Below are 22,753 nucleotides of genomic sequence, written 5' to 3'. Positions count from 1 at the left end.
AAAATCTGATACTCAAGAGATGAAATTAAGAGCCGAAAATTTAATTAAAACCTACAAAGGAAGAAGTGTTGTAAAAGGGATTTCCGTTGAAGTAAATCAAGGTGAAATTGTGGGACTTTTAGGTCCGAATGGCGCCGGAAAAACCACTTCGTTCTACATGATTGTGGGTTTGGTTAAACCAAATTCAGGAAATATCTATTTAGACGATATGAATATTACTGAATTTCCAATGTACAAACGTGCTCAAAACGGCATTGGCTATTTGGCACAAGAAGCTTCTGTGTTCAGAAAATTGAGTATTGAAGATAATATCTTGAGTGTGTTACAACTTACAAAACATACTAAAGAAGAGCAAATTGCCAAAATGGAAAGCTTAATTGCCGAATTTAGTTTAGAACACATTCGCACTAACAGAGGTGACTTGCTTTCGGGTGGTGAACGTCGTAGAACAGAAATAGCTCGATGCTTGGCCACCGACCCCAAATTTATTCTATTGGACGAACCTTTTGCAGGAGTTGACCCAGTTGCTGTAGAAGACATTCAACGTATTGTAGCACAATTGAAAAACAAAAATATCGGGATTTTAATCACCGACCACAACGTACAAGAAACGTTAGCCATTACTGACAAAACCTACTTAATGTTTGAAGGTGGTATCCTAAAAGCAGGAATTCCTGAAGAATTGGCTGCCGATGAAATGGTACGTAAAGTATACTTAGGACAAAACTTCGAACTTCGTAAAAAGAAATTAGAATTTTAATTATATGGAACCTTCTCAAGAAACGCAAAACCAATGGAGTAACGACCCTAATAATTGGAAATGGGGTGTTTTTTATTTTAATCGAGATGATAACCGAATTTTTCCTCCCAAGAGAATTCCTTGGATGGGCTGGACCATAAATTTTGCCAAACCAAAATCAATTCTAGCTTTTGTATTGATGTTGTCGTTTTTCGGATTTATTCTTTATATGATAGACTGAAAAAACTAATGCGAAAGGGTTAAATAGCGCAACATCTTTGGCGTTCCATTATAAATATTAAGATCAACACGCTCGTCAATTCCTTCTATTCTAGCTTTTTCGGTAAACTGCCAAAACAGCCAATCGTCTTTGATATTTTCTACAAAAAAATTGTAATTGGCCACCCAAAACGTATATTCAGGAAAATCTTCTTTTAAAAAATCGGTATAATATTTTTCGCCAGTGTAGATAATTGGTCGTACTTTATAATGTTCATCGATGCGTTTCAACCATCGCTTCAAGCCTACTTTTAAACTATCTATAGATTGGTTTTCGGGCAATTTTTCAATATCCAAAACTGGTGGTAAATCACCTTTATACAACTTGACCGTTCTGATGAAATTCTCTGCTTGTTCGAGTGAATTTTCATTCGGACGGTAATAATGATAGGCACCACGAATAAAATGTTGCTTTTTAGCTCCATACCAATTTTCATCAAAACGGCTGTCTTGTTTATCATTTCCTGCTGTCGCTCTAATCAAAACAAACTGCAACGGAAATTTGTGCTCCACCGAATCAATAGCATCCCAATTAACTTCACCTTGAAATTGAGACACATCAAATCCAAAAGTCAAGTCTTTGTGGGCCTTTAATATCTGAAATATTCGAGCTTGCGATACTTTATCTTCTTTTAAAATTTTATCCGATTTAAAACTAAAGTAATACAATAGTGCGTTTCGATAATGATAGATGCCAAAAATAAAAGCCACAACTAGAAACGATGTAACAACCCACTTTGTTGAAAAAAAAGAGTTCTTTTTCTTAGTGTTTTTTTTACGAACAGTTGGTTTTCTAGTAGCTCTTTTAGCCATAAAAAGTAGTTTTAGTTACTTCTTATAACTGCTTTTTAGCCGACATATTATTGAAAACCGATAATAAAACATACGTAAGTATGATTAACGGAATGGAAAGGTAGTGCAACGTCACAATCATGACAATTGCTGCTGCTAAAAATCCAATTTGAAGTTTGTATTTTTGGAAACTAAAGTTTTTAATTTTTAAAGAAAATAACGAAATTTCAGCATTCATTACATAAGCACTCAATAAAGTGATGGCTAATAAAACCCAGGTGATGCTCAACAATTCGCTTAAAGTTAAAAAATGACATTCGGTAATTACGAGTGGCAAACTCATAATAAACAAAGTATTTGCCGGAGTTGGCAACCCAATAAACGAATCCGATTGGCGTGTATCAATATTGAAGTTAGCCAAGCGATAACATGCCCCAAGCGTAATGATAAACCCTAAATAAGGCAAGTATTCACAGCCACCAGTATTGTTTTGCAACATCATTTTAAACATCACAAAACCAGGAGCAACACCGCTTGTTACCATATCGGCAAGTGAATCCAATTGCACACCTAACGGCCCAGAAACACCAAACTTTCTAGCAAAAAACCCATCAAAAAAATCAAAGAAGATTCCCAAACACACGAAATAAAAAGCCAAATCAAATTTAGAATCGGCTATAAAAACTATAGCAATACAACCGCAAAATAAATTTAGAAGCGTCAGGAAATTAGGAATGTGTTTTTTGATGTTCATGCTTTTACTTTTTGAAAGTACAAATGTAGTACAATAAGTTTATACATAACTACGTTTGTAAATAGAGATTTTAATTGAATAAGCTCAATAAAAATTTCTATTTTTGAAAAAATAATTTGCTTTGAAGAAACTTCTGTGTCTCACCTTATTGTTAGGTTGTATTTTATCTTATAGTCAAGCGGTTAGAAAATATTCTAATGAGTTCATGAATATAGGTGTAGATGCAGCCGCACTCGGTATGTCTAACGCTGTGGTGGCTCATACCAATGACGTAAACGCAGGATACTGGAATCCAGCCGGATTAATCGGCCTTGAAGACGGTCAGGTGGCCGTGATGCATGCCAGTTACTTTGCCAATATTGCTCAATATGACTATGCTGCTTATGCCAAGCCTATTGACAATGAAAGCGCTTGGGGAATTTCATTAATTCGCTTTGGCGTCGATGATATTTTGAACACAACTCAACTTATTGATGCCAGTGGAACCATTGATTACAATAGAATTAGTAAGTTTTCAACTGCCGACTATGGGTTGACTTTGTCATATGCCCGAAAATTACAATTACCTGGTTTTCAATACGGAATCAATGCCAAAGTGATTCGACGTGTTATTGGAGATTTTGCTAATTCATGGGGATTTGGTTTTGATGTTGGATTTCAATTTGAAAGAGACGATTGGCATTTTGGGTTGATACTTCGTGATATTACCACAACTTACAATGTTTGGAGCATCAACGAAGAGGAATACAACAAAATAAAAGGTGCGGTGGCTGGACAAAATCAAGAATTACCAGAAAGTACAGAGATTACCTTACCGAAAGCACAATTTGGAATGTCAAAAAAATTTGAATTTCATAACGAAACTAGCCTTTTAGCTTCTGGGAATTTAAACATGCAGTTCACGAAAACCAACGATTTAATAGCGACCTCAGCAGTTAGTATTGATCCAGCAATTGGATTTGAATATGGCTACACCGATTTGGTTTTCTTGAGAGCAGGAGTTGGAAATTTTCAAAATGTAACTCAAATTGACAATTCCAAAAAAATAGGCTTTCAACCCAATATTGGTCTAGGTTTTAAATATAAAGGCATTCAAATAGATTATGCTTTAACCGATTTGGGCGATCAAAGTGCTGCTTTGTATTCAAATATTTTCTCGGTAAAAGTCGATTTGAGCATCTTCAGATAACGTTATTATGATAAAAAAAATACTTGTTGTTTTATTTTTGATATTCCACTTTGTAGTTTTTTCACAGAGCGCACCATTATCAGAAAACGCTTCGGTAAGCATCTTCACCTGTGGAAGAGGAAACGAGTTGTATACCACATTTGGTCATACCGCCATTAGAATTAAAGATTCCATCAACAATCTTGATGTGGTTTACAACTATGGCGCCTTCGATTTTAGAACCGGTAATTTTTATTTAAAATTCGTAAAAGGTGATTTGCAGTATTTCATGAATGCGAGTTCCTATGATGATTTCATTTTTGAATACCAAAGTGAAAACAGAGAAGTTATAGAACAAACCTTAAACTTGCCTTTAACTAAAAAACAAGAACTTTTTGATGACCTAAACGCAGCTTTATATTCGGATGCTCGTTATTATACTTACAAATTTATTGATCGAAATTGTACCACTATGGTGGTTGAAAAAATCAATAAGACACTAGGCTCCGAACTTATTAAAAAGATAGACGATCAATCAATTTCTTATCGTGCCTTACTGTATCCTTTCTTTGAAAATCACTTTTACTACAAACTGGGAATCAACATCATTTTTGGAGCAAAAACAGATCATGATGCCGTAAAATTATTTCTTCCTGTTGAATTAATGCACAGTCTAGATAAAGCAAAATGGGACGGAAAGCCATTGGTAACCAAAACGGAAACTATTGTAAAAGGAGCCGAACTAGATTCGAGTTTCTCTTTTGTGAATAGTATTTACTTCATAATTTTAGTGTTGTTATTGATAACTTTAACGAATAAAAGACCAGTATTCTTGACTTATCTATTTGTAACTGGAATATTAGGATTATTTCTTTCGTTAGTGGGATTTTATTCGTTACACAAAGAAGTTTTGTGGAATTACAACGCATTAGTATTCAATCCATTGTTCTTGATTTTACCATTTTTAAAAGGCAATTGGTATAGAAAAACACTACTAATTGGAATGGCTTTCACAGGCATTTATTTGATTGCAATGCTCACAAAACCTCACCTGTTATTGATGTTACCGTTTATAGTAGTGAGCTCTTATATGCAAGTAAAATTACTTTTGAAGGATAAAAAAGCGACTTCCTAAATTATTGTCCTCTGTAGAACAAAACCGTACTGAACGTTTTGATGATGATATTAATATCCAAGAAGATACTACGGTGCTTGATGTAATACAAATCGTACTGCAATTTTACTAAGCTGTCATCAATTGAATCGCCATAAGCATAATTCACTTGCGCCCAGCCAGTAAGTCCGGGTTTAATAACATGACGCGTTTCATAAAACGGCATCACTTCGGCAATTTCATTTACAAAAACAGGACGTTCGGGTCTCGGCCCAATAATGGCCATATCTCCATTTAAAATATTAATAAATTGAGGAAATTCATCCAACCTGGTTTTTCTTAAAAACTTACCAAATGGTGTAATTCTGGCATCATTAGCAGTAGTAAAAACGGCACCATTTGCTTCGGCATTTTTTACCATTGTGCGGTATTTGTATATTTTAAAAACCTTACCGTTTTTACCAACTCGCTCTTGAGTGTAAAATAACGGACCTCGATTTCCTATGAGATTTCCAATAAAAATAAGTGGGAAAAATAGCAATCCAAACGACAATCCTATTAATGAAAATAAAATTTCGGCTATTCGAGTCGCTAAAAGATACAAATGGTTTTGATTGCTTCTACTGAATGGGAAATAGCGATAAAAATCTCTTGAAACATATTGAACAGGAATACGTTGCGTAATAGCTTCATATACCTGAGTATATTCTCTGATGATGAAGCCATTTTCTAAAAGATGAATCAATTGATTGTACAATGCAACGGTAATTCCTTCGGTTTTTTGAGAAGCAATTACAATTTCTGAAATAGAATTTTTTCTAACAAAATTCTCCAAATCAGTAGGTTTTATATTCTTTATGTAACCATATTTTATTTTCGAACTATCTTCTCCATCAGAATTGACAAAGCCTATTATTTTATAATGAGGGTCAGCATACTCTAAATCGGAAACCAACTCTTTTAATTGCTCTTTATCACACACCAAAATAGCATTTTTAACAAATCGATGTGAGGCTAAAAACTTGACATAAAAAATACGCCATAACAGAAGCGACAAAAATATTGCTACGAAGAAAATAATAATTTGAAGCCTATTGGAAGGAAGAACTGGGGTATAAATTGGTGTTAAAAGATAAATCAAAACCGTTGTTGAAGTGGTAAGAATGATGCTTTTAATAATTTGAAACTGATTACTCGCCACCTGTAAATTATACATTTCAAACACGGAACCAAAAATATGGATATAAATAGCTAGAACTATGGTCCAATAATAATTGGTTGTTGAAAAAGTAAAATACTTAAAGTCGAATATAGAACTAATGATGTACAATGAAAGTAGTACAAAGATTACATCAAAAATCTTCAGAAGAACTTTTCGCTCTGAAACTTCAAAATGTATTTTCTTGTTACTGTTCATTAATAATGGTATTATTTTAGCGATGCAAGTTACTAAAATATAGCACAAATTAACAGACTATTTTAATATTTCAAGCCATTTTTGTTTGACATGTTCCCAGTCAAAAGATTCCGCTTTTTTTCTAGCATTTAAGACTAGCGTATCTCTAAGGTCACTATTTTCAAATAATTCTTTTACAGCGCAATACATTCCTTCTGAATTATTATCTGAAATTAACAGTGCCTCTTGTTTGTCTTTAATTAAAAAAGGGATTCCTCCAACATTGGTTGATACAATTGGCAATCCCAAAGCCATAGCCTCTATAACACTTACAGGTGTATTATCAAAGTGTGTCGTGTTGATAAATACATTGTATTCTTTAGATAATTCAATCCAATCTTCTTTAGAAAGTTTGCCCGTAAAAACCACATTAACCTGTAACTTCTGTGCTAATTGTTGGCATTCTTGAAGTAAATTTTCTTTATCAGGTCCGACCATGCAAAGCTGTACATTTGGAAAAGCAGCTTTCAATTTGGAAGCTACTTCTATGGCCATCTTTGGATTGTAGAGCTTAGCCAAAGAGCGTACCCATAACAATTTGGGTTCTGTATATGCTCTTTCTAAAAATTGATAATTATTAATTTCAATTGTATTTGGAATAAAAAGTACATTATCATAGCCTTTCGTTGCAAAAGCAGACTGTAAATATTGGGATGGTGCTACATTTGTAAAGGCATTTTTAAAAACCAATTGAGATAAAAATTTACTATTTTCTAATCTATTGGGTAAATTTCCGCCGTGTAAAATTGGAATGTATTTTTTATGAAACAGCCTGCAAATTTGGCTAATAATCAAAGCATAATTAAAACTAAAAGTACTGTAAGTATCGATAATCACATAATCTACTTTTGGTAAATTAATTAACGTTACTACAATCATATCCAAAAGTCGAATGATTTGATTTTTTTTATCCGAAGCATACGTAACCTGATACCCTTCTGTAGTTAATGAAAGTCCGAGAGTTTCAATAACGGTAGTCGTATTTCCGTGTTTAGACAGCTTGTTTCCTATGTAGAGAACCTTCTTCGTCATCATCAAATCTAACTTTTAACATTGAAAGAGCGTAAACAAATGAGGGTGATGCCGTACGCATAGCGGCATGATTAATGGTCAAAAACCAAAAGGTTACAAAACAAAACAAATAGATATTTTGCTTATTTCCTAAAAAATAAATTATTGGGGTAAAAAACAAGATCATAAGTCCTAAAATTCCCAAGGCCCCATGTTCTGCTAACATTCGTGTTATTTCATCGTGAGAGGCTGTTAAAAACCCGTTTTTTTCAGAACGAATTTCTGTACCTTTACCTACTCCAACCCCAAAAAAAGGATTTTCTAAAAACATCGTTATTTCATCCTCTGCCAATTCACCTCTACCAGAAAATTTATCTTGTTTTTCAACACCTTGAGCATTTTTACCAGCATATCTTTTATTAATAAGACCATCAGTTTGTATAGACGTATATATCCATGTAATTGACATTACTATCGTAAGAATTATAATTAAATAATTCAATTTTACTTTTCCTTTATACATCGAATTGTAATACATAAAGAAGATAAAAATCCCTATCATACCAAAACCGGTCATCATTCCTCCTCTAGAAAAAGTAAGAAATCCTCTATAACTTATATAAAATGCCAACAGCAAATTGGTAAAAAAGATGATTTTAGTCCTAGAATACAATATAGCTCTTGTAAAGAAAATGAACATTCCTAATCCAAAAATTGTAGCAACTTGATTAGGACCAAACCCACCAGACAACATTTCGTTAGAACTGGTACCAGTAAGTACGTCTTTAATATTAGGAGCAAATAAATTCACAAAAGCTGCTGTTGAAATAATGGGCAACCCTAAAAAGAGTAGTATATTTCCAATTTCACCAATAGTAACCCTTTTCCCAAATGTATAAATTGTGGCAATCCCTAAGCAAATCGGTCCAGATAAATTAAAGGCAATTTTTTTTCTAAAATCTACACTATAATCTATGTTTTCATTGGCTATAATAATCCCAGGAATGAGTATTATAAGAAAAATCCAATACGGAATGGCGCTTTTAGAAAATCCAGAATATATGACTCCAATAAATAAGAAAAAAACAACACAATATTTAGCAAATTCATGGCTGGGATTTCCATACGTCATCCTCAGAAAAACTTCACTTCCAACAATGTAGGCACAAATACTAAGCACTTCATTTTTTTTATTTTGTGATTTTATAACCAAAATAACACCTACCAACAACATGGCATATCCATAAATCTGAGAAACAATGGGCACATAAAAAACCAATACTCCTAACAGAATATGAATAATAACAAGAGCTAAATAATTTTTATCTTTATTCTGCATCTATAGAACTAATTTTTATGTTTTTGATTTCTTTAATCCATGAAACATATTTATCTAAAACAACATCTTCCGAATAATTATCCTGAATGACTTTGTGAATTGCCTTGCCAAATTTTTCTCTTAACACGTTGTCAGAAAGTAATTTACTTAAATTTAAGCTAAATTCGTCAACATTTTTAACACCTGATATGAATCCGCATTTGTTATGTTCCACAATAAACGGAATTTGTCCCACATTGGTGGAAACTACAGGTTTTTTATTAATACCATATTCTAACAAAGCAACTGGCAATCCTTCTGAATTGGATGTAAAAACCCCAAACTCACATTGGTTAATTATATTTTTCACATCTTGTTTTGAACCATAAATATACACAACATCCTCTAAATTACTTGATACAATTTCTTTTTTAAGACTCATGGAATAAGTATCATTCGCATCATTCCCAACCAAATGAAAAGTCCAACCCGGAAAATCTTTATGAATTTTTTTTACCACTTCTAGTAATAAAAAGTGATTTTTTTGATGTCTTAAATTAGCCAAATACAACACCCTTTTTCCGCCTTCACCCTTTAAAATAGTATCTTTTTTATATTCGTCTTCTACCACTACATAATTCTGAAGGTAAATCACATTTTTGCAAAATAACTTCCTTTTAGACCATTCTTCTAACTGAGTATTAACCGAAATTACACCTTTAAAAAAAAAGGAAAAAAACTGTAAATAAAGTGCGCCTTCTCTTTTCGGTATGATGCCTATTCCGTTATGATCGTGCCACAGAATTTTAATCTTAGGATACAAAATCTTCACCATACAAGCAATAAAAAAAGAGCTTGAGTGTGCTTGAACTGTTCGGACATCATTTTTTTTACAATACTTTTTCAATCGTAAAATAGCCTGAAAATCAAATCGGTGTTTTCGTTCTAAAAAGAGATAATTCACCTCTTTTTTTATCTCCGATTTTAAATTTCCTTCTTTTCGAGTGACTACCAATCCTGAAAATTCCATACGAGATGAAAGTGAATTTGCAAAACTCACTGCCATTTTCTCGGCTCCGCCAATATCAAGTGAATCAATTATCTGAATTATTCTCATGGATGCACTATTGTTTGTATTTCGCTTTCAAATTTATCGATTGTAAACATTCGAGACCATTGAATTGCCTTATTAATTTTGTCATTATATGCCTCTTGATTTAATATAACAGCTTCTATTAGTTTTAAATCTTCAGTACTTTCTTCTGTTAATAAAATACCACGCGCACCAAAATCAAGCATGTTAGGCACACATGAAACCTTGGTAGCAATAGGTAAACAGCCCCAAAACATGGCTTCAGCAACTACTTTGGGCCAACCTTCGCTTTTGGAAGGCAATATCATAAAATGGGAGTCTTTATAAATTTCCATCATAGCGCCTCTGTCGGCATTTCCTTTTAAAAAGACATAACCATCCAGGTGCTTCTCTGTAATATATTGTTCAAGTTGTTGTTTTTCATTACCAGAACCATATAATGAAAGCATCACATCATACCCTTTATTCTTTAACATCTCGACCAACTGAATTGCATAAAGTGGTTGCTTACCTTTGGATAATGTGCCTACAAAGGTAAATCTTATTTTGTCATTTAAATCTTTAGAATTAACTTCTTTAATTTCGGAGTTAAAATAGGTCGCCGTAAAAAATGATTTGATGTTTTTGGTCTGATTTTTCCAATCACCATATACTAAAACCTTAATATTGTGTGTCAAAAACGTATTGCTTAAAATACGCTTCTGAATTCTGTAACTTAAAGGTTGTTTGGAATTCGCATCCCAATTTCCGGCATACTTGGCGCTTTTCTTTTTCCAAGGAAATAAAATTTGTACAAAGCTTCCCAAAAGTCCCATATTCCCGGGACAACGCAAATGAATATGATTGGTAAAAAGTATCACCCAAAAGAGCTTTACTAAAATATAAGGCATCACAAAAACAGCTTTTAGCATTTCTTTTCCGTTAATAAACGAAAACTCGGGAACACGAACAAAATTGATGTTTGGATGATGGTATTTTTGATAAATGGAATCCATTTCCACTGCTTTCAACGGTGCTATAATAGTTACTTTATCGACATATTTTAGCCAAATGTTCATCTCATTAACATACGGTGAATAGCCATAATAATCTCCATCTTTTTGGGTATGGACAACATGAGTTACAATTAAAAAATTCACTTTATGCATGAGAACTGATTATGTTTTTAAAAAACGCTATATTCTTTTTTAAAATCACTGTGGCCCCATATTTACCTACAACAAAAGCTCTAGCGTTGGAAGCTATTACTTTGGATTTTTCATCATTAGAAAACACCCAAATTATTTTTTCGGCAATATCTTTTGGATGCAAAGGATCACACAGTAAACCCGTTTCATATTCTTGTATGGCTTCTGGTCCGGGACCTCTATTGGTAAAAATAACTACCTTTCGCATGGCCATGGCTTCTGGAGCTACCAATCCTTGCGTTTCCATATGGGATGGAAATACACAAACATGTGCTTTAGAGTATTTCTCTGGAACCTCTTCATAATTGACCTGACCGTGAAAATGAATGTCTTTTATGACGTTGCTATCCATTTCATGCATCACTTCGGTTTTGAGTAAGTCGGTATAAGACCTGCCATCGGGAAAAAACCATTCTCTTCCATACAATTCTAAGGTAGCATTCGGAAATTGTTCTTTTACCAAAGGAAAAGCTTGAACCAATTGCCGAACACCTTTTTTCTCACAAACACTACCCATAAACACGATACTACATGGGTCTATTGGATTGATTCGTGGTGCAAAAAAATCGGTATCTATTAAGTTGCTAATATAGGCAACTGGCTTGTTATGATAACTTAGAAATTTTTCGGTATGTGATTTTACATAATTGGAAATCGCAATAAAACCATCAGCATTTTTAAACGATAGTTTTTCTTGAAATCCTTTCCACCAGTTGATTTTACGATTTTCTGACTCTGCGAAAAAGTGATGACCACCGTGCAGTCGAATTATGTATTTTATTCCTTTAATTTTATCTAAAAAAGCCAAACCAAGTTCGCTGGTTTCTACAATATCAATAGGCGCTTCTTTATGAATTTCGGCTATTTTTTTGCTAATGGCTTTTACCCCATAATACCAACCTAAATGTTTTACATTTTTATAGGCCAATCGATAAATTTTAACACCTTGATCTTCTTGATAATCATACTCATAATCATAACTCAACCCTACAATAGTTACTTTCACACCATGGGCAACCAATTTTGGAGCAAGTGTTTTTAAAAAACTACCAATTCCGCCATGAGCAAAACCTGCTTTGGGGTATTCGTGTGTGATTATACAAATGTGCATCGTTTGATTTCTTTGGCTAGGTTAGCACTATTTTCTTGCAAAGGATAATTCACTATGCGTTGCATCCATTGCAATCGGTCACTTCCAATACTATCGGGATTGCTTAATGCCGCTTGAATTTTAGGAACAAAATCCAATGTTGAATCAATCCATCCTACAGCATTCAAATCACTCATACTTCTAAAATGCTGGAATTGATAGACTTCATTTACCTTAAAAACAGAATTGGAAACGGGATCATAATTCAAATACAAACACGGTTTATTGTATACGGCAAAATCATGTGCCATAGTACTACCTAAATTAATAACGACATCACTGTGCAAAACGGTATTGGCTAATAATTCATAATCATCGTAACTCGGATAAATATACACAAACGAAGTATCGCCACTTTGAATGCGCCAATCGGGTTCTATTGAAATAATTAAGTCTTGATATTTTTGCAATACGGCATCAAATCGGTTGGTTTTGTCTACTGGACATTTTCTAAAAAGAATTTGAGGACGTTCGGTTTTCTCTATTTTCATCAATGCTTCACACAAATCTTCAAAATAATTTTGCTCATAAGGTGAAGACGTATCATTAGACGAAAAACAAATCGTTTTTTTGTTCAAATCCAAACCGAATTTTTCAAAAAAATCAGCCTTAGTTTTTAAAAATGGTGCTTTAAAATAAAACTCAAATTGCGGTGTTCCGGTAACAAAAACTTGATTAGAATTGATTTCGGTATACAGTAAATTTAATTCGGCTTTCATTAAATCAGACCAAACGAAATAATGGTCATATTTAGAAACCAATCGTGCTTTCGGAATGTTGTCCCATGAGAAAATTACGGTTCCTGTTTTAATGGAAAGTTTCTTTGCAACACTAATAATAGGAGCACAAATCACTGCTCTTTGATGCAAATTTAAAATATAATCGGGTTTGATTTTGAGTAAATCCTTTTCTATTACTTTTGAAACTGAATTGTTCAAAGCGGTGTTGTCATACACTTTTTCGAACTTTAAAATCAATGCGTACGATTTGGACAAAAAGTAACCGAAAAACTCCGATATTCTTAATAACGTTAATCGTTTAAATCCTTTTTGATTTCTATTCCAAAAAAGCATAATCGTATCGTTGTTAAGCTTCGTCTTATTTTGTAACAATCGGGCATACACGATACTTTCTTTGAGTATACGTCCGAAAAAATTTTCTTTAAATTCTGGGATTTTTACAATATCTGATACAATCGTGCCTTTAACTTTCTTAATTTCATCTATGGCTGCCTCTGGAATTTGGTGGTACAACACCACTTCAAATCCGTTTTTTATCAGCTCTTCCACAAAGTCAGAATAAATATAATTTCTAACGGCTACGCCATCTGGTACCAGTAAGACTATTTTCATATCTCGTAAAATGTATTATTTCTGAGCAATAAAAATTAAATTATTATACCCTTTTGATCGATCGTATTTGATGTTTTGCAAAGCGTAGTATTCTTCTAAAGAATAAATTTCAATATTCTTGAAACCAGCCGTTTCAATATCGTGTTGCAACTCTTTTTTCTTGTAATAATAAGCCTTTAACTTAAATCCGTGAAACCCTGTACTTCTAATTCCTGCCGAATCGCCATAATAAAATGATAACAAATTTCTTAGTTTAAAAAAAGTGCTCTTTAAAAACGTACCTTCTTGGTTGTGAACGGTTCCAATAACAACACCGTTTGGTTTTAGTATTTGTTTGGTATTTTTGAAAATCGTAATTCGATCGTTTCGGTCAATTACGTAGGTCAGCATACTGTTGAGAATAGTAACCAACTCAAATGCATCTGAAACTTTATTGTATTCTTTGGCGTCGATTGTTAGCGTTTCTGTGATGGAATCAAGATTCCAAATTTTTAAATTCTCATTACACTTCGCAATCATGTTTTCGGCAATGTCGCTCGCAACCATTTGGGTCGGATTAAAATATTCGGCAATCGATTCAATCTCTCTTCCAGTGCCACAACCAAAAATTTTAATGTTTTGAATTGTGCCAAACTTTTGACACATCGCTTTTGCTTTTTGAAACATAAAAAACTCAAAATCAGATGATTTCTTCTTTTTATCTTGCGAAACGACTACCGTATTTTTTTCCCAAAAATCTTTATTATTGAGTTCCATTTGGATTTATTTTTTAAAAAACGACAATACTTTAGCTATCGTTTTTTTGTAAGGCTTAATATATTTTTCAAAGTAAAGAAAAAAAGAAAACAAAAAGGAATTAATTACTTTATAATGTTTAGAATTTTCAAATAAAACCTGTCTAGTGTTGAAACTATTTTTAAATTCTTGAACACCTTGTGATCCTCCCAACGAAATATTATAACCTACACATTGTTCGTCAATCGACAACTTTATGGCTTCCCATTGCAAAAAATGCCCAACCAACAAATCGGGTTTTTCTTTTTTAGTGCCTCCAAAAAGATAATTGTAATATTTCCCAGATTTAACCATAAAAATAGCACCTTTCATTTCGCCATCTTTGTAAGCAGCAATGAACTTTGCATAGTTTTTTTCGGTTAACTTCAGAATTGATTCTTGAACATCTTTCCAATCTCGAATGGCATAATTTCGATCAGCAGCATTGGCAACACACAAATCGTAAGCTGTTTTAATCTCATTTTTATCCGATAAATAAGTAACTGTAAGTCCTTTCCTGACGGAACTTCTAATATCCCTGCGCACCGACGATTTAAAATCTAAAAGCAGTACTTCGGCATCGGTATATTGTTTCAAGTCAATCCAATTCAGTCCGTTTAGAGAAAAAACATATTTGAATAATTGTCCTGATTTGTAATCTTGCAACGCAGAAAAATCAGCTCCTTTATTTAAAAAAGGAAGGTTAATTTGGCAATAACAAGCTTTAATTTCTGCCGCTCTTTGGACTACTTTAGCAATTAATACCTCTAAAATAGAAACGTCATCATGAGTAGCAATGGGGCCGTATGGAATGATGTAAAACCTAAAAAAAGCCATTCGAGCCACCACCGCATTGAAGCCACCTACAATGACATCGTCTTTTACAAAAAGGCATAATTCGTAGTCAAATCCGTAAGACGCATACGATTTCACCCAATCGGACAATAAAATGTAAGAACCTTGCTCTGATTGTTGCAGGTACTCATCCCATTTATCCAACCAAATTGGCTCTTTAGTAAAAAAAGGTTGTATCATGATACGTTCCTTGACGGAATATTGAAATTATTTTTTATAAAAATAGTACCTTTTTCATCAATATCAAAAATGGTGTTTTGGTAATTTTTATAAACCTCCAATAATTGGGATAACGTTGGATTCCAAATGGTTTTTTGTTGAATTTTCTCAGCCAAATAATTGAAGTTTTGAACTACTTTTTCATTTAAAGAACCATCGCCATTTATCAATTTTCCGGCATAATGTTTCATGTTGACCGAGAAATAGGTATGGGCAATAAACAAACCTGATTCGTCGATTAAACTATCAACATTTTGTTTCGATAATGCGGTGATGAAATCTACCATTTCCACTGTTTGAAATACATAAAATTCTTTTTCATGTATCTTGTGTTTGAAGAAAATCGGACTGTATTTTGCTACTTTATAGGTCGTTTTTTTAGCTTTTCCCCAAGTAAACAACACTTTTAATGAAACCAACACAATTGGAGTAAGATTCTTTATTAATTTAAAAATAGCGGTTACTTTTTTCTTCTGAAGTAATGCCTTCGTGTAGGTCAACGTGTCGATGTAATTCCGAACTCGATACTCATCGTTATCATAATGAAAAATGATATTTTTAACCAATAAAACCATTCGCTTTAAAAAGGATTTTCCCTTAATAGACAAAGCATATTGAGATAAGTTGAATTGTTCTGGATTCAACTGATTGATGATACCTGTTGTGGCATTTCCAGCATCAATATAATTCCAAAGCACGACTATATTTTTATCAGAAAGCGTCTTTTCGTAGTGTTCTTTCGAAATATTATTTTTCTCAAATAAGCTAAAATTATACGGCTGAAATCCGTGATCAATCCAAACTGGAATGTCATCATAAGGCGGCGTAAAATTTTTAAATTCTTGAAACGCTTCTTGGTCGGTTCTTATAGACTGCGTTAGGGAATGATAACACAATTCATGCCCATCATTACGCCATTGGTCTAGTACTGCTTTTTCGTTTTGATACGAAGCATTATCGTCTCGTTTGGAAAAATGATTTAGAAAAAAACCTTTGGTCGTTTTAATACCATTACCTTTAAAAAAGTCTCTTTGAATTTTTAAATTTTCTGCCGTATCATAATCGCAGTGATCGGTAAAACAAGCTACTGCCGAAAACGGAATAGGCGAACGACTCAATTCAACGGCGTTGTTTTTAGAAATCAGCAATGCTAAATCTTCTTGAAAACGCAACTCACTTTCTGCAGAAAGAATTCGTTTGGTATTGATTTCCGTGCGGTATTCTGTAATGGGTGCCGCAAATTCGGGATTAAAGCGCCACCACAAAACCGATGGATTTTCTGGATGCACTTCCCAAATTCCGACATGGGTATTTGCCTGAATGAAAAGTCCGTTTTGCAACTGCACTATTTTGGGAGAAAAATCATTCGCCATTCGATCTTTAGAAACATCCACCCATTGATAATCGTGATTTCTAAAGAAAATGATAGGTTGCGAGAATTCGATTTTTAGGTCAAAAGAATGACTATCTTGAATGACTACATCATTGAAAGTAAATTTGTTTCCAATTGATTCAACATCAATAAAACAAAGAGAATTAGCAGTGACTTTCGACATAAATTACAAATCTCTAAATTGTTTCTGATGGTTTATCGTCCAAAATAAATCCTGGCTGATATTCTCTAAAAATAAAGCCGCGCTATTTCCATTTCCAAAATCGGAGTCTACTTTCTGAATTTGATGGGAATCGATCATTTTTAAAGCGTCCATAATGGCTTCAAAGCTATAATCGACATTCAGAATATCTGCATGAATTGCACGGTTTTGTTGGCGTGTGCCGATATTGATGATCGGAATTCCGTAATACGGTGCTTCGCGAATTCCGGCACTACTGTTTCCAATGATAAATTGCGAGTTTTTAAGAAGCGTCAAAAAGTACTCAAATCGCAGCGACGGAAATACTCTAAAACGCGGATTGTCTTTTAATTTTGCATAGTGATCAATGATGTATTGGCTTCCCAAATCGTTATTTGGATAAATCACTACATAATTATGTGTGTCGTTTAAAAGGGCTTTCACAAAATCATCGGCATAGCGTTCCATTTCATTCACTTCGGTCGTTACCGGATGAAACATCACTACAGCATAATTTTCAAAAGGAATTTGGTAATAGTCTTTTACGATTTCCAAATTAGGTAAATCATCCGAAAACATAATATCAATATCAGGTGAACCAATCGTGTAAATAGACGTGTTCATTTCACCCATTTGAATGAGGCGTTTGGCTGCATCGTCATTGGAAACAAAATGTATGTGACTCAACTTACTCACACTATGACGAATCAGTTCGTCTACGGTTCCCGACAATTCGCCACCTTCAATATGGGCTACTAACGTATTATTTAATGAACCAACAATAGCACCAGCCAAGGTTTCTACTCGATCGCCGTGTACCACAATTAAATCGGGTTGCACGTCTTTGCAATAGCTTGACAATCCTTCAATGGTTTTGGCAAGCGTTAAATCCATCGTAGTTTCGTGCGTGTGATTTTCAAAAGTATATACATTTTTAAAATTACACCGTTGAATTTCAATCAACGTATATCCGTATTCTTTTTGCAAATGCATACCCGTAACAAAAACATAGACTTCAAATTCTGGGTTTTCTTCCAAAATAGAAATCAGTGATTTTATTTTACCAAAATCGGCACGCGTACCGGTAAGAAATAGGATTTTTTTATTCAAAATCTGTAAAATCTAATTGTTCATCATTTTCGATATCACGAGTGGCTACTTTTCCTAGCAAGTCGTTGAAATGTTCGGCTAAAATCTTTCCTGTTCCTGGGCGTTTTACCCAAATATTTTCTTTAGTTAACGCTTCGCCTTTTTTAATAGCAGCAATTGAACAAACCGTAGCAAAAGCAAAGTCGATAGTAACTTGCTCTTCTTTGGCAGGCTCTTTTTGTCCGCCACGCATTTGCCAAATTTCATTGCTGGAAGTAATCAATTCGGCGCAAGCATTTTCGTCCATACTGCACACAATATCTGGACCGGTGCGTTGCATGTGGTCGGTAAAATGACGCTCTAAAATACTCGCACCCAAAGCCACAGCGCCCAAACAAGCATTGTTGTTTAGTGTATGATCGGACAATCCAAAAACCTTATCAGGAAACGCTTCATGCAATTGTGTCATCGCACCAAAACGCACCAAATGAATCGGCGTTGGATATAAATTAGTGGTATGTAATAATGCCACTGGAATGTTGTGTTTATCAAATATCGCTACGGCTTTTTGAACACTTTCAATAGTATTCATACCCGTACTTAAAATGACTGGTTTTCCAAACGAACAAATGTGTTCTAATAATGGATAATTGTTGCATTCTCCTGAGCCAATTTTGTAAGCAGGAATATCAAACTTACGTAAACGTTCAGCAGCGGCACGAGAAAATGGTGTAGAAATAAAAATCATGCCTTTACTTTCGACATAATTTTTCAGTTCCAATTCTTCATTTTCATCTAAAGCGCAACGCTCCATAATTTCATAAATTGAAACCTCGGCATTGCCTGGAATTACTTTTTTGGCGGCACCACTCATTTCATCGGCTACAATGTGGGTTTGATGTTTGACCACTTCAACTCCGGCACGATGCGCAGCATCGACCATTTCTTTGGCCACTTGAAGCGAGCCTTCGTGATTGATACCGATTTCGGCAATAACTAGTGGCGGAAAATCAGGTCCAATTTTTCTTCCTGCGATTTCTATATAGGGATTCATTTGAATTTATTTTTGGTTTAACAAATACGTGGCGTAATCAAAATCTTCTTGGGTGTCGATATCGACCTGAGCAAAAATATGATTTACTATAAAAGGAATGGCATTAGTGGACACAATGGTTCCTTCCAAAATAGTGTGCGCTTTACTGATATACAACAATCCGTTTTCAAAATAAAGTGGTTCCAAATCCTGACTGCGTTGTCCGATTTCATAATTGAATGGAACGAAAGTATTGTGTACAATTTTACCCAATTTTTGATGGTTTCTGGTCACTGTGAACAAACTATCAGCATTTGTGTTTTGAAACGTATCAAAGCATTCTTTCAAAAGAGATGATGGTCGCAACGGATTGGTGGGTTGCAATAAAACTACATTCTCAACTTCAGCACCAAGGCTTTTTACAGCATGTTGTAAGGTGGTAAGGGTTGGTTCTAAATCGCCCGAAATAGAAGCTGGTCGGTCAATTACTTGAGCGCCATTCGCTAAAGCTACTTCTTTTATTGCTTCATCATCAGTTGAAACATAAATTTCATCAATAATGTTGGCATTAGCTTGTGCAAATCGAATGCTGTGCACCAAAAGAGGAATGCCTCCGAGATTCAGAATATTTTTGCCTGGCAATCGTTTAGAACCGCCTCTTGCTGGTATAATCGCTATTGTAGACATACATTATACTTTAGTTATCGAACGATTCTTTGGCTTCTGTTAGTACAACATTCATTTTTTTAGACCAATGATCTAAGTCGTAAAGTTGGTCAAAATTGGTATTGTAATACGGATTTTGATAGCCATTTGCCTTATATTCCGAAATTGAAGTTTCAATAGCATCAATCCATTCGGAAACAAAATTAGGATTTTCAACTAATTTTCCGAGTTTTCCAAATTCCAACACTTCAGGAACACCACCTTGATGGGAAGCAATGCAGTAACATCCACATTTTAGAGCTTCGGCTAATACGATTCCGAAACCTTCTTTCCATAATGTTGGAAACAAATAAAAATCGGAAATTTGGTAATATTTAGACAACTCGTGATTAGGCACTCTACCTATTACGGTAACGCCATCTTGCTGTATTTGTTTATTAATTCCAACAATCAATAATTGAGCTTCATCGGCATGATTTTCATAGATTTTTTTCCAAACTTGGAGTATCAAATCCAAGCCTTTCTTGGGTCGATCTTGCGAACACCATATAAAAATGAGCTTTTTAGTCACACCCATTTCTTTTTTTTGTTGTTCTTTGGTGGATGCATCCAATTTCAAAAACTGTTTCGAGTTGGTGGCATTATTTAATACCGAAGCCTTACACACAAAATCATCGTAGTGATTCAAATAGGCTTTATAAGACAATTTGGTTAGAAATAGCATTTCATTGATGGAACCAAAAAATTTCTTTTCATAAGGATTGGCAATAATCGGTGCAAATCCTTGGTAATAATATTGAATATAGAAATTTTTAATGTGATGTTTTGTAGATAAATGATGGTTAAGAGGCAATACAATTCCGCTATTATCAACAATTTGAATAATGTATTTTTGATTGGGTTGGATAATTTTATCCAAAGCTGAAAAATAATTTTGCAACCGATGTTCCCACTTTAATTTTGATTTTACTTTGGTAAGAAAAGTGGTTGGTTTTACAAACGAATAGGAAACATCTTCAAACAAAGGTACATCGGGCTTCGGACACACCAAATAATCGATTTGATGATTACCCGTTTGCAGGTAATAATTATACATGGTTGTCCAACTACCAATTTTAGAGTACGGCATTGGCGTTGTTAGAAGTAATATTGTTTTAACCATTCTTTATTTGTTTAATAATCGGCTGTCGAATTCAACCCTAAATGTAAAAAATATCTTTTTTTAATGGCTTTTTTAGAAAGTAATTGCAGTATTATTTTACCAAAAAACTGATACCTTTTGCCTAATGGTTTTGCCGTACTGATGCGTTTTGCATCGAGAGCGCCATCGGTTTGAGGCAACTTCAATCTTTTAAATTCTTCATACATCCAATCTTCTTTGGTATTTCCCATGTGGTAAGCATAATTATCTTTAGTAGCCAATCTCAGGAATCCCATTGCTTCATTAGGGATATCGATAAACTTCCCTTCTACCCCATTTTGGATTTTAATAAAAGCAGGTTCATTGGTGCCTTTATCAAAAACTTCGCGACGCAGGGTAGCCACAAAATGACCACATCCCATTACGGCTTGCGTTTTTGTCTGTTTATTTTCAATAATCAAATGCTTTTCAAGGTGAATCGGATCGTATAGATTTTTATCGTTGCCTAAACTTCGATCAAAATTGATAAGTGCCTCTCTATCCAAAACCTCTTGAAAAGAAAGTTTGGCTTTAAAAACAGCATACGCCCAATTGTTGGAGGTATAGCTTTTATACGCTTTACTTCCTGGCACTGGGCTCACCATTCCGGCTTCTGGAAATCCTAACATTACTTTCTCTACGGCTTCTTGCCAGCCATTTTTAAAAAAAACATCGGCATCGGTAATGGTAATTAAAGGCTCTAAATTTCCTTTGGAGGCGGCTAAAATAGCGTTGATTTTTCCGAGATTTTCTTTAGAATGGAATACCTGATCAATGACATTCGATTCGTTGTATTTTTGATCAATATAATTTTTAACGTCGGAATGACAATTGTTGTTGTAAATCGTAATTCTTGTTTTCGAATGAACCGTTAGCAATAAGGATTCCAGGCACAATTTAAAAACATCGAAAGCGTCTTTGAAATAACCTTCAAAATTGGGAATGTAGACCGGAATCACAATTCTGTGATAATTTTCTACGATAATGGCCTTACTGGTTTTCTCAGGATTACTTCCTATTCTCATAAAAATCGACTAATTTATTGATCCCATCTTCAAGAGAAATCAATTCTCTTTTTAGTATTTTTTTCATTTTAGAAGTGTCGGGACATCTTCTAGTCATGTCGCCTTCTTCTAATGCTGGAAGGTGGATAATTGGCGATTTAGAATTGGTAATTTCTATAATTTTATTTGCCAAATCTAAAATGGTCATTTCTTTATCGCTACCTACATTGAGCACGTCGTTCACACATTCATCGCTTTCCATCGCTTTAATGCACGTTTCAATATTGTCTTCAACATAGCAGAACGAGCGTGTTTGCAATCCGTCACCATACAAGGTAATTGGCTCATTGTGCAAGGCCGCTTTTAAAAATCGAGGGACTACAAAATCTTCACTTTGATTGGGCCCGTAGGTATTGAAGAATCGGAAAATGGTATATTCCAATCCGTATTCTTGGTAATAGGATTTGAAGAACGCTTCCCCAACATTTTTCACAATAGCATAAGGCAATCGTGAATTTAATGGCGTTGTATTTTCGTTTTGTGGTATTTCAAAAGGTTCTCCATACACTTCGGAAGAACTGGAATAGAATACACGTTTTACTCCAGAATTTTTAGATAACGAAAGGATATTTTTAATACCTTCTATATCATTAAGTACCATAATTGGGTTCTCAAGCGTGCGTTTTACACCTACAACAGCAGCATAGTGGAACACATAATCAAAATTATACCTTCCAAAAATAGGCACAATATCATTGTATTCGTTAGCATCAGCCTTAATGAATTTAACATTCTCTTTTTGGGGCACTTTAGACAAACTTCCCGTAGAAAGATTATCCACAATAACAATAAAATTATCGTTGTTTTCAGACAGTTTGCTCGCTAAAGCACTGGCAACATTTCCTGCGCCACCGGTTATAAGTATGTTGGTTTTGTTATTCATTAT

Annotated in this window: 22 protein-coding genes; 4 read left to right on the top strand and 18 right to left on the bottom strand. The window is 34.2% G+C overall.

The window, feature by feature from the left end:
* Positions 1-19 precede the first annotated feature (19 nt).
* A complete protein-coding gene (gene lptB / locus ACODSI_RS06200) occupies positions 20-760 on the top strand; it encodes an LPS export ABC transporter ATP-binding protein (protein ID WP_488915968.1) in 741 nt (246 codons plus the stop codon).
* 4 nt (positions 761-764) lie between these two features.
* Complete coding sequence (locus ACODSI_RS06195; RefSeq protein ID WP_488915967.1) at positions 765-980, top strand: DUF5808 domain-containing protein; 216 nt, start codon at positions 765-767, stop codon at positions 978-980.
* A gap of 5 nt (positions 981-985) precedes the next feature.
* Here ACODSI_RS06195 and ACODSI_RS06190 read toward each other — a convergent pair whose 3' ends face one another.
* Together ACODSI_RS06190 and ACODSI_RS06185 are read right to left on the bottom strand one after the other, a co-directional pair.
* Positions 986-1,831, bottom strand: coding sequence for a GH25 family lysozyme (locus ACODSI_RS06190; protein ID WP_488915966.1), 846 nt, complete (start codon positions 1,829-1,831; stop codon positions 986-988).
* A gap of 22 nt (positions 1,832-1,853) precedes the next feature.
* On the bottom strand, positions 1,854-2,564 hold the full coding sequence (locus ACODSI_RS06185) for a CDP-alcohol phosphatidyltransferase family protein (protein WP_488915965.1): 711 nt from the start codon (positions 2,562-2,564) through the stop codon (positions 1,854-1,856).
* A 121-nt stretch (positions 2,565-2,685) separates the two neighbouring features.
* On the opposite strand from ACODSI_RS06185, the gene ACODSI_RS06180 reads away from it, so the two are divergent.
* Positions 2,686-3,753 (top strand): putative type IX sorting system protein PorV2, encoded by a 1,068-nt coding sequence (locus ACODSI_RS06180; protein ID WP_488915964.1) that lies wholly within the window; start codon positions 2,686-2,688, stop codon positions 3,751-3,753.
* 7 nt (positions 3,754-3,760) lie between these two features.
* Complete coding sequence (locus ACODSI_RS06175; protein ID WP_488915963.1) at positions 3,761-4,867, top strand: lipoprotein N-acyltransferase Lnb domain-containing protein; 1,107 nt, start codon at positions 3,761-3,763, stop codon at positions 4,865-4,867.
* A gap of 1 nt (position 4,868) precedes the next feature.
* Here ACODSI_RS06175 and ACODSI_RS06170 read toward each other — a convergent pair whose 3' ends face one another.
* The 16 genes from ACODSI_RS06170 to ACODSI_RS06095 are packed head-to-tail and all read right to left on the bottom strand — an operon-like array spanning position 4,869 to position 22,750.
* Positions 4,869-6,263 carry a sugar transferase gene (locus ACODSI_RS06170; protein WP_488915962.1) on the bottom strand — a complete coding sequence of 465 codons (1,395 nt, stop codon included), beginning with the start codon at positions 6,261-6,263 and terminating at the stop codon, positions 4,869-4,871.
* A gap of 57 nt (positions 6,264-6,320) precedes the next feature.
* Positions 6,321-7,337 carry a glycosyltransferase family 4 protein gene (locus ACODSI_RS06165; RefSeq protein WP_488915961.1) on the bottom strand — a complete coding sequence of 339 codons (1,017 nt, stop codon included), beginning with the start codon at positions 7,335-7,337 and terminating at the stop codon, positions 6,321-6,323.
* The gene (locus ACODSI_RS06160; RefSeq protein WP_488915960.1) at positions 7,294-8,652 is read right to left on the bottom strand and encodes an O-antigen ligase family protein; all 1,359 of its coding nucleotides are present in this window, start codon (positions 8,650-8,652) and stop codon (positions 7,294-7,296) included. Before ACODSI_RS06160 ends, ACODSI_RS06165 begins: the two co-directional genes overlap by 44 nt.
* Positions 8,642-9,748 (bottom strand): glycosyltransferase, encoded by a 1,107-nt coding sequence (locus ACODSI_RS06155; protein ID WP_488915959.1) that lies wholly within the window; start codon positions 9,746-9,748, stop codon positions 8,642-8,644. The genes ACODSI_RS06160 and ACODSI_RS06155 overlap by 11 nt, the downstream gene beginning before the upstream one ends.
* Positions 9,745-10,863, bottom strand: a complete 1,119-nt coding sequence (locus ACODSI_RS06150) for a glycosyltransferase (RefSeq protein WP_488915958.1) — start codon at positions 10,861-10,863, stop codon at positions 9,745-9,747. Before ACODSI_RS06150 ends, ACODSI_RS06155 begins: the two co-directional genes overlap by 4 nt.
* Before the next feature lies 1 nt (position 10,864).
* A complete protein-coding gene (locus ACODSI_RS06145; protein ID WP_488915957.1) occupies positions 10,865-12,022 on the bottom strand; it encodes a glycosyltransferase family 4 protein in 1,158 nt (385 codons plus the stop codon).
* The gene (locus ACODSI_RS06140) at positions 12,007-13,413 is read right to left on the bottom strand and encodes a hypothetical protein (RefSeq protein ID WP_488915956.1); all 1,407 of its coding nucleotides are present in this window, start codon (positions 13,411-13,413) and stop codon (positions 12,007-12,009) included. The genes ACODSI_RS06145 and ACODSI_RS06140 overlap by 16 nt, the downstream gene beginning before the upstream one ends.
* Positions 13,414-13,428: 15 nt before the next feature.
* Positions 13,429-14,169, bottom strand: a complete 741-nt coding sequence (locus ACODSI_RS06135) for a class I SAM-dependent methyltransferase (RefSeq protein ID WP_488915955.1) — start codon at positions 14,167-14,169, stop codon at positions 13,429-13,431.
* Positions 14,170-14,175: 6 nt separating this feature from the next.
* Positions 14,176-15,222 carry a lipid II:glycine glycyltransferase FemX gene (locus ACODSI_RS06130; protein WP_488915954.1) on the bottom strand — a complete coding sequence of 349 codons (1,047 nt, stop codon included), beginning with the start codon at positions 15,220-15,222 and terminating at the stop codon, positions 14,176-14,178.
* Positions 15,219-16,817, bottom strand: coding sequence for a hypothetical protein (locus ACODSI_RS06125; RefSeq protein ID WP_488915953.1), 1,599 nt, complete (start codon positions 16,815-16,817; stop codon positions 15,219-15,221). The genes ACODSI_RS06130 and ACODSI_RS06125 overlap by 4 nt, the downstream gene beginning before the upstream one ends.
* Before the next feature lie 3 nt (positions 16,818-16,820).
* Complete coding sequence (gene neuC, locus ACODSI_RS06120; protein WP_488915952.1) at positions 16,821-17,945, bottom strand: UDP-N-acetylglucosamine 2-epimerase; 1,125 nt, start codon at positions 17,943-17,945, stop codon at positions 16,821-16,823.
* Positions 17,938-18,978: an N-acetylneuraminate synthase gene (gene neuB, locus ACODSI_RS06115; protein ID WP_488915951.1), complete on the bottom strand. Its 1,041-nt coding sequence runs from the start codon at positions 18,976-18,978 to the stop codon at positions 17,938-17,940. The genes neuC and neuB overlap by 8 nt, the downstream gene beginning before the upstream one ends.
* A 6-nt stretch (positions 18,979-18,984) precedes the next feature.
* Positions 18,985-19,644 carry an acylneuraminate cytidylyltransferase family protein gene (locus ACODSI_RS06110; protein WP_488915950.1) on the bottom strand — a complete coding sequence of 220 codons (660 nt, stop codon included), beginning with the start codon at positions 19,642-19,644 and terminating at the stop codon, positions 18,985-18,987.
* A gap of 10 nt (positions 19,645-19,654) precedes the next feature.
* A complete protein-coding gene (locus tag ACODSI_RS06105; RefSeq protein WP_488915949.1) occupies positions 19,655-20,785 on the bottom strand; it encodes a glycosyltransferase family 4 protein in 1,131 nt (376 codons plus the stop codon).
* A gap of 11 nt (positions 20,786-20,796) precedes the next feature.
* Complete coding sequence (locus tag ACODSI_RS06100) at positions 20,797-21,828, bottom strand: glycosyltransferase family protein (RefSeq protein WP_488915948.1); 1,032 nt, start codon at positions 21,826-21,828, stop codon at positions 20,797-20,799.
* Positions 21,812-22,750 carry an NAD-dependent epimerase/dehydratase family protein gene (locus ACODSI_RS06095; RefSeq protein ID WP_488915947.1) on the bottom strand — a complete coding sequence of 313 codons (939 nt, stop codon included), beginning with the start codon at positions 22,748-22,750 and terminating at the stop codon, positions 21,812-21,814. Before ACODSI_RS06095 ends, ACODSI_RS06100 begins: the two co-directional genes overlap by 17 nt.
* Positions 22,751-22,753: the final 3 nt, after the last annotated feature.

Source organism: Flavobacterium sp. FG139, from assembly GCF_057809695.1.
Note: the sequence above shows the minus strand (reverse complement) of the source record. Positions and strands in the feature narration are given on the sequence as shown.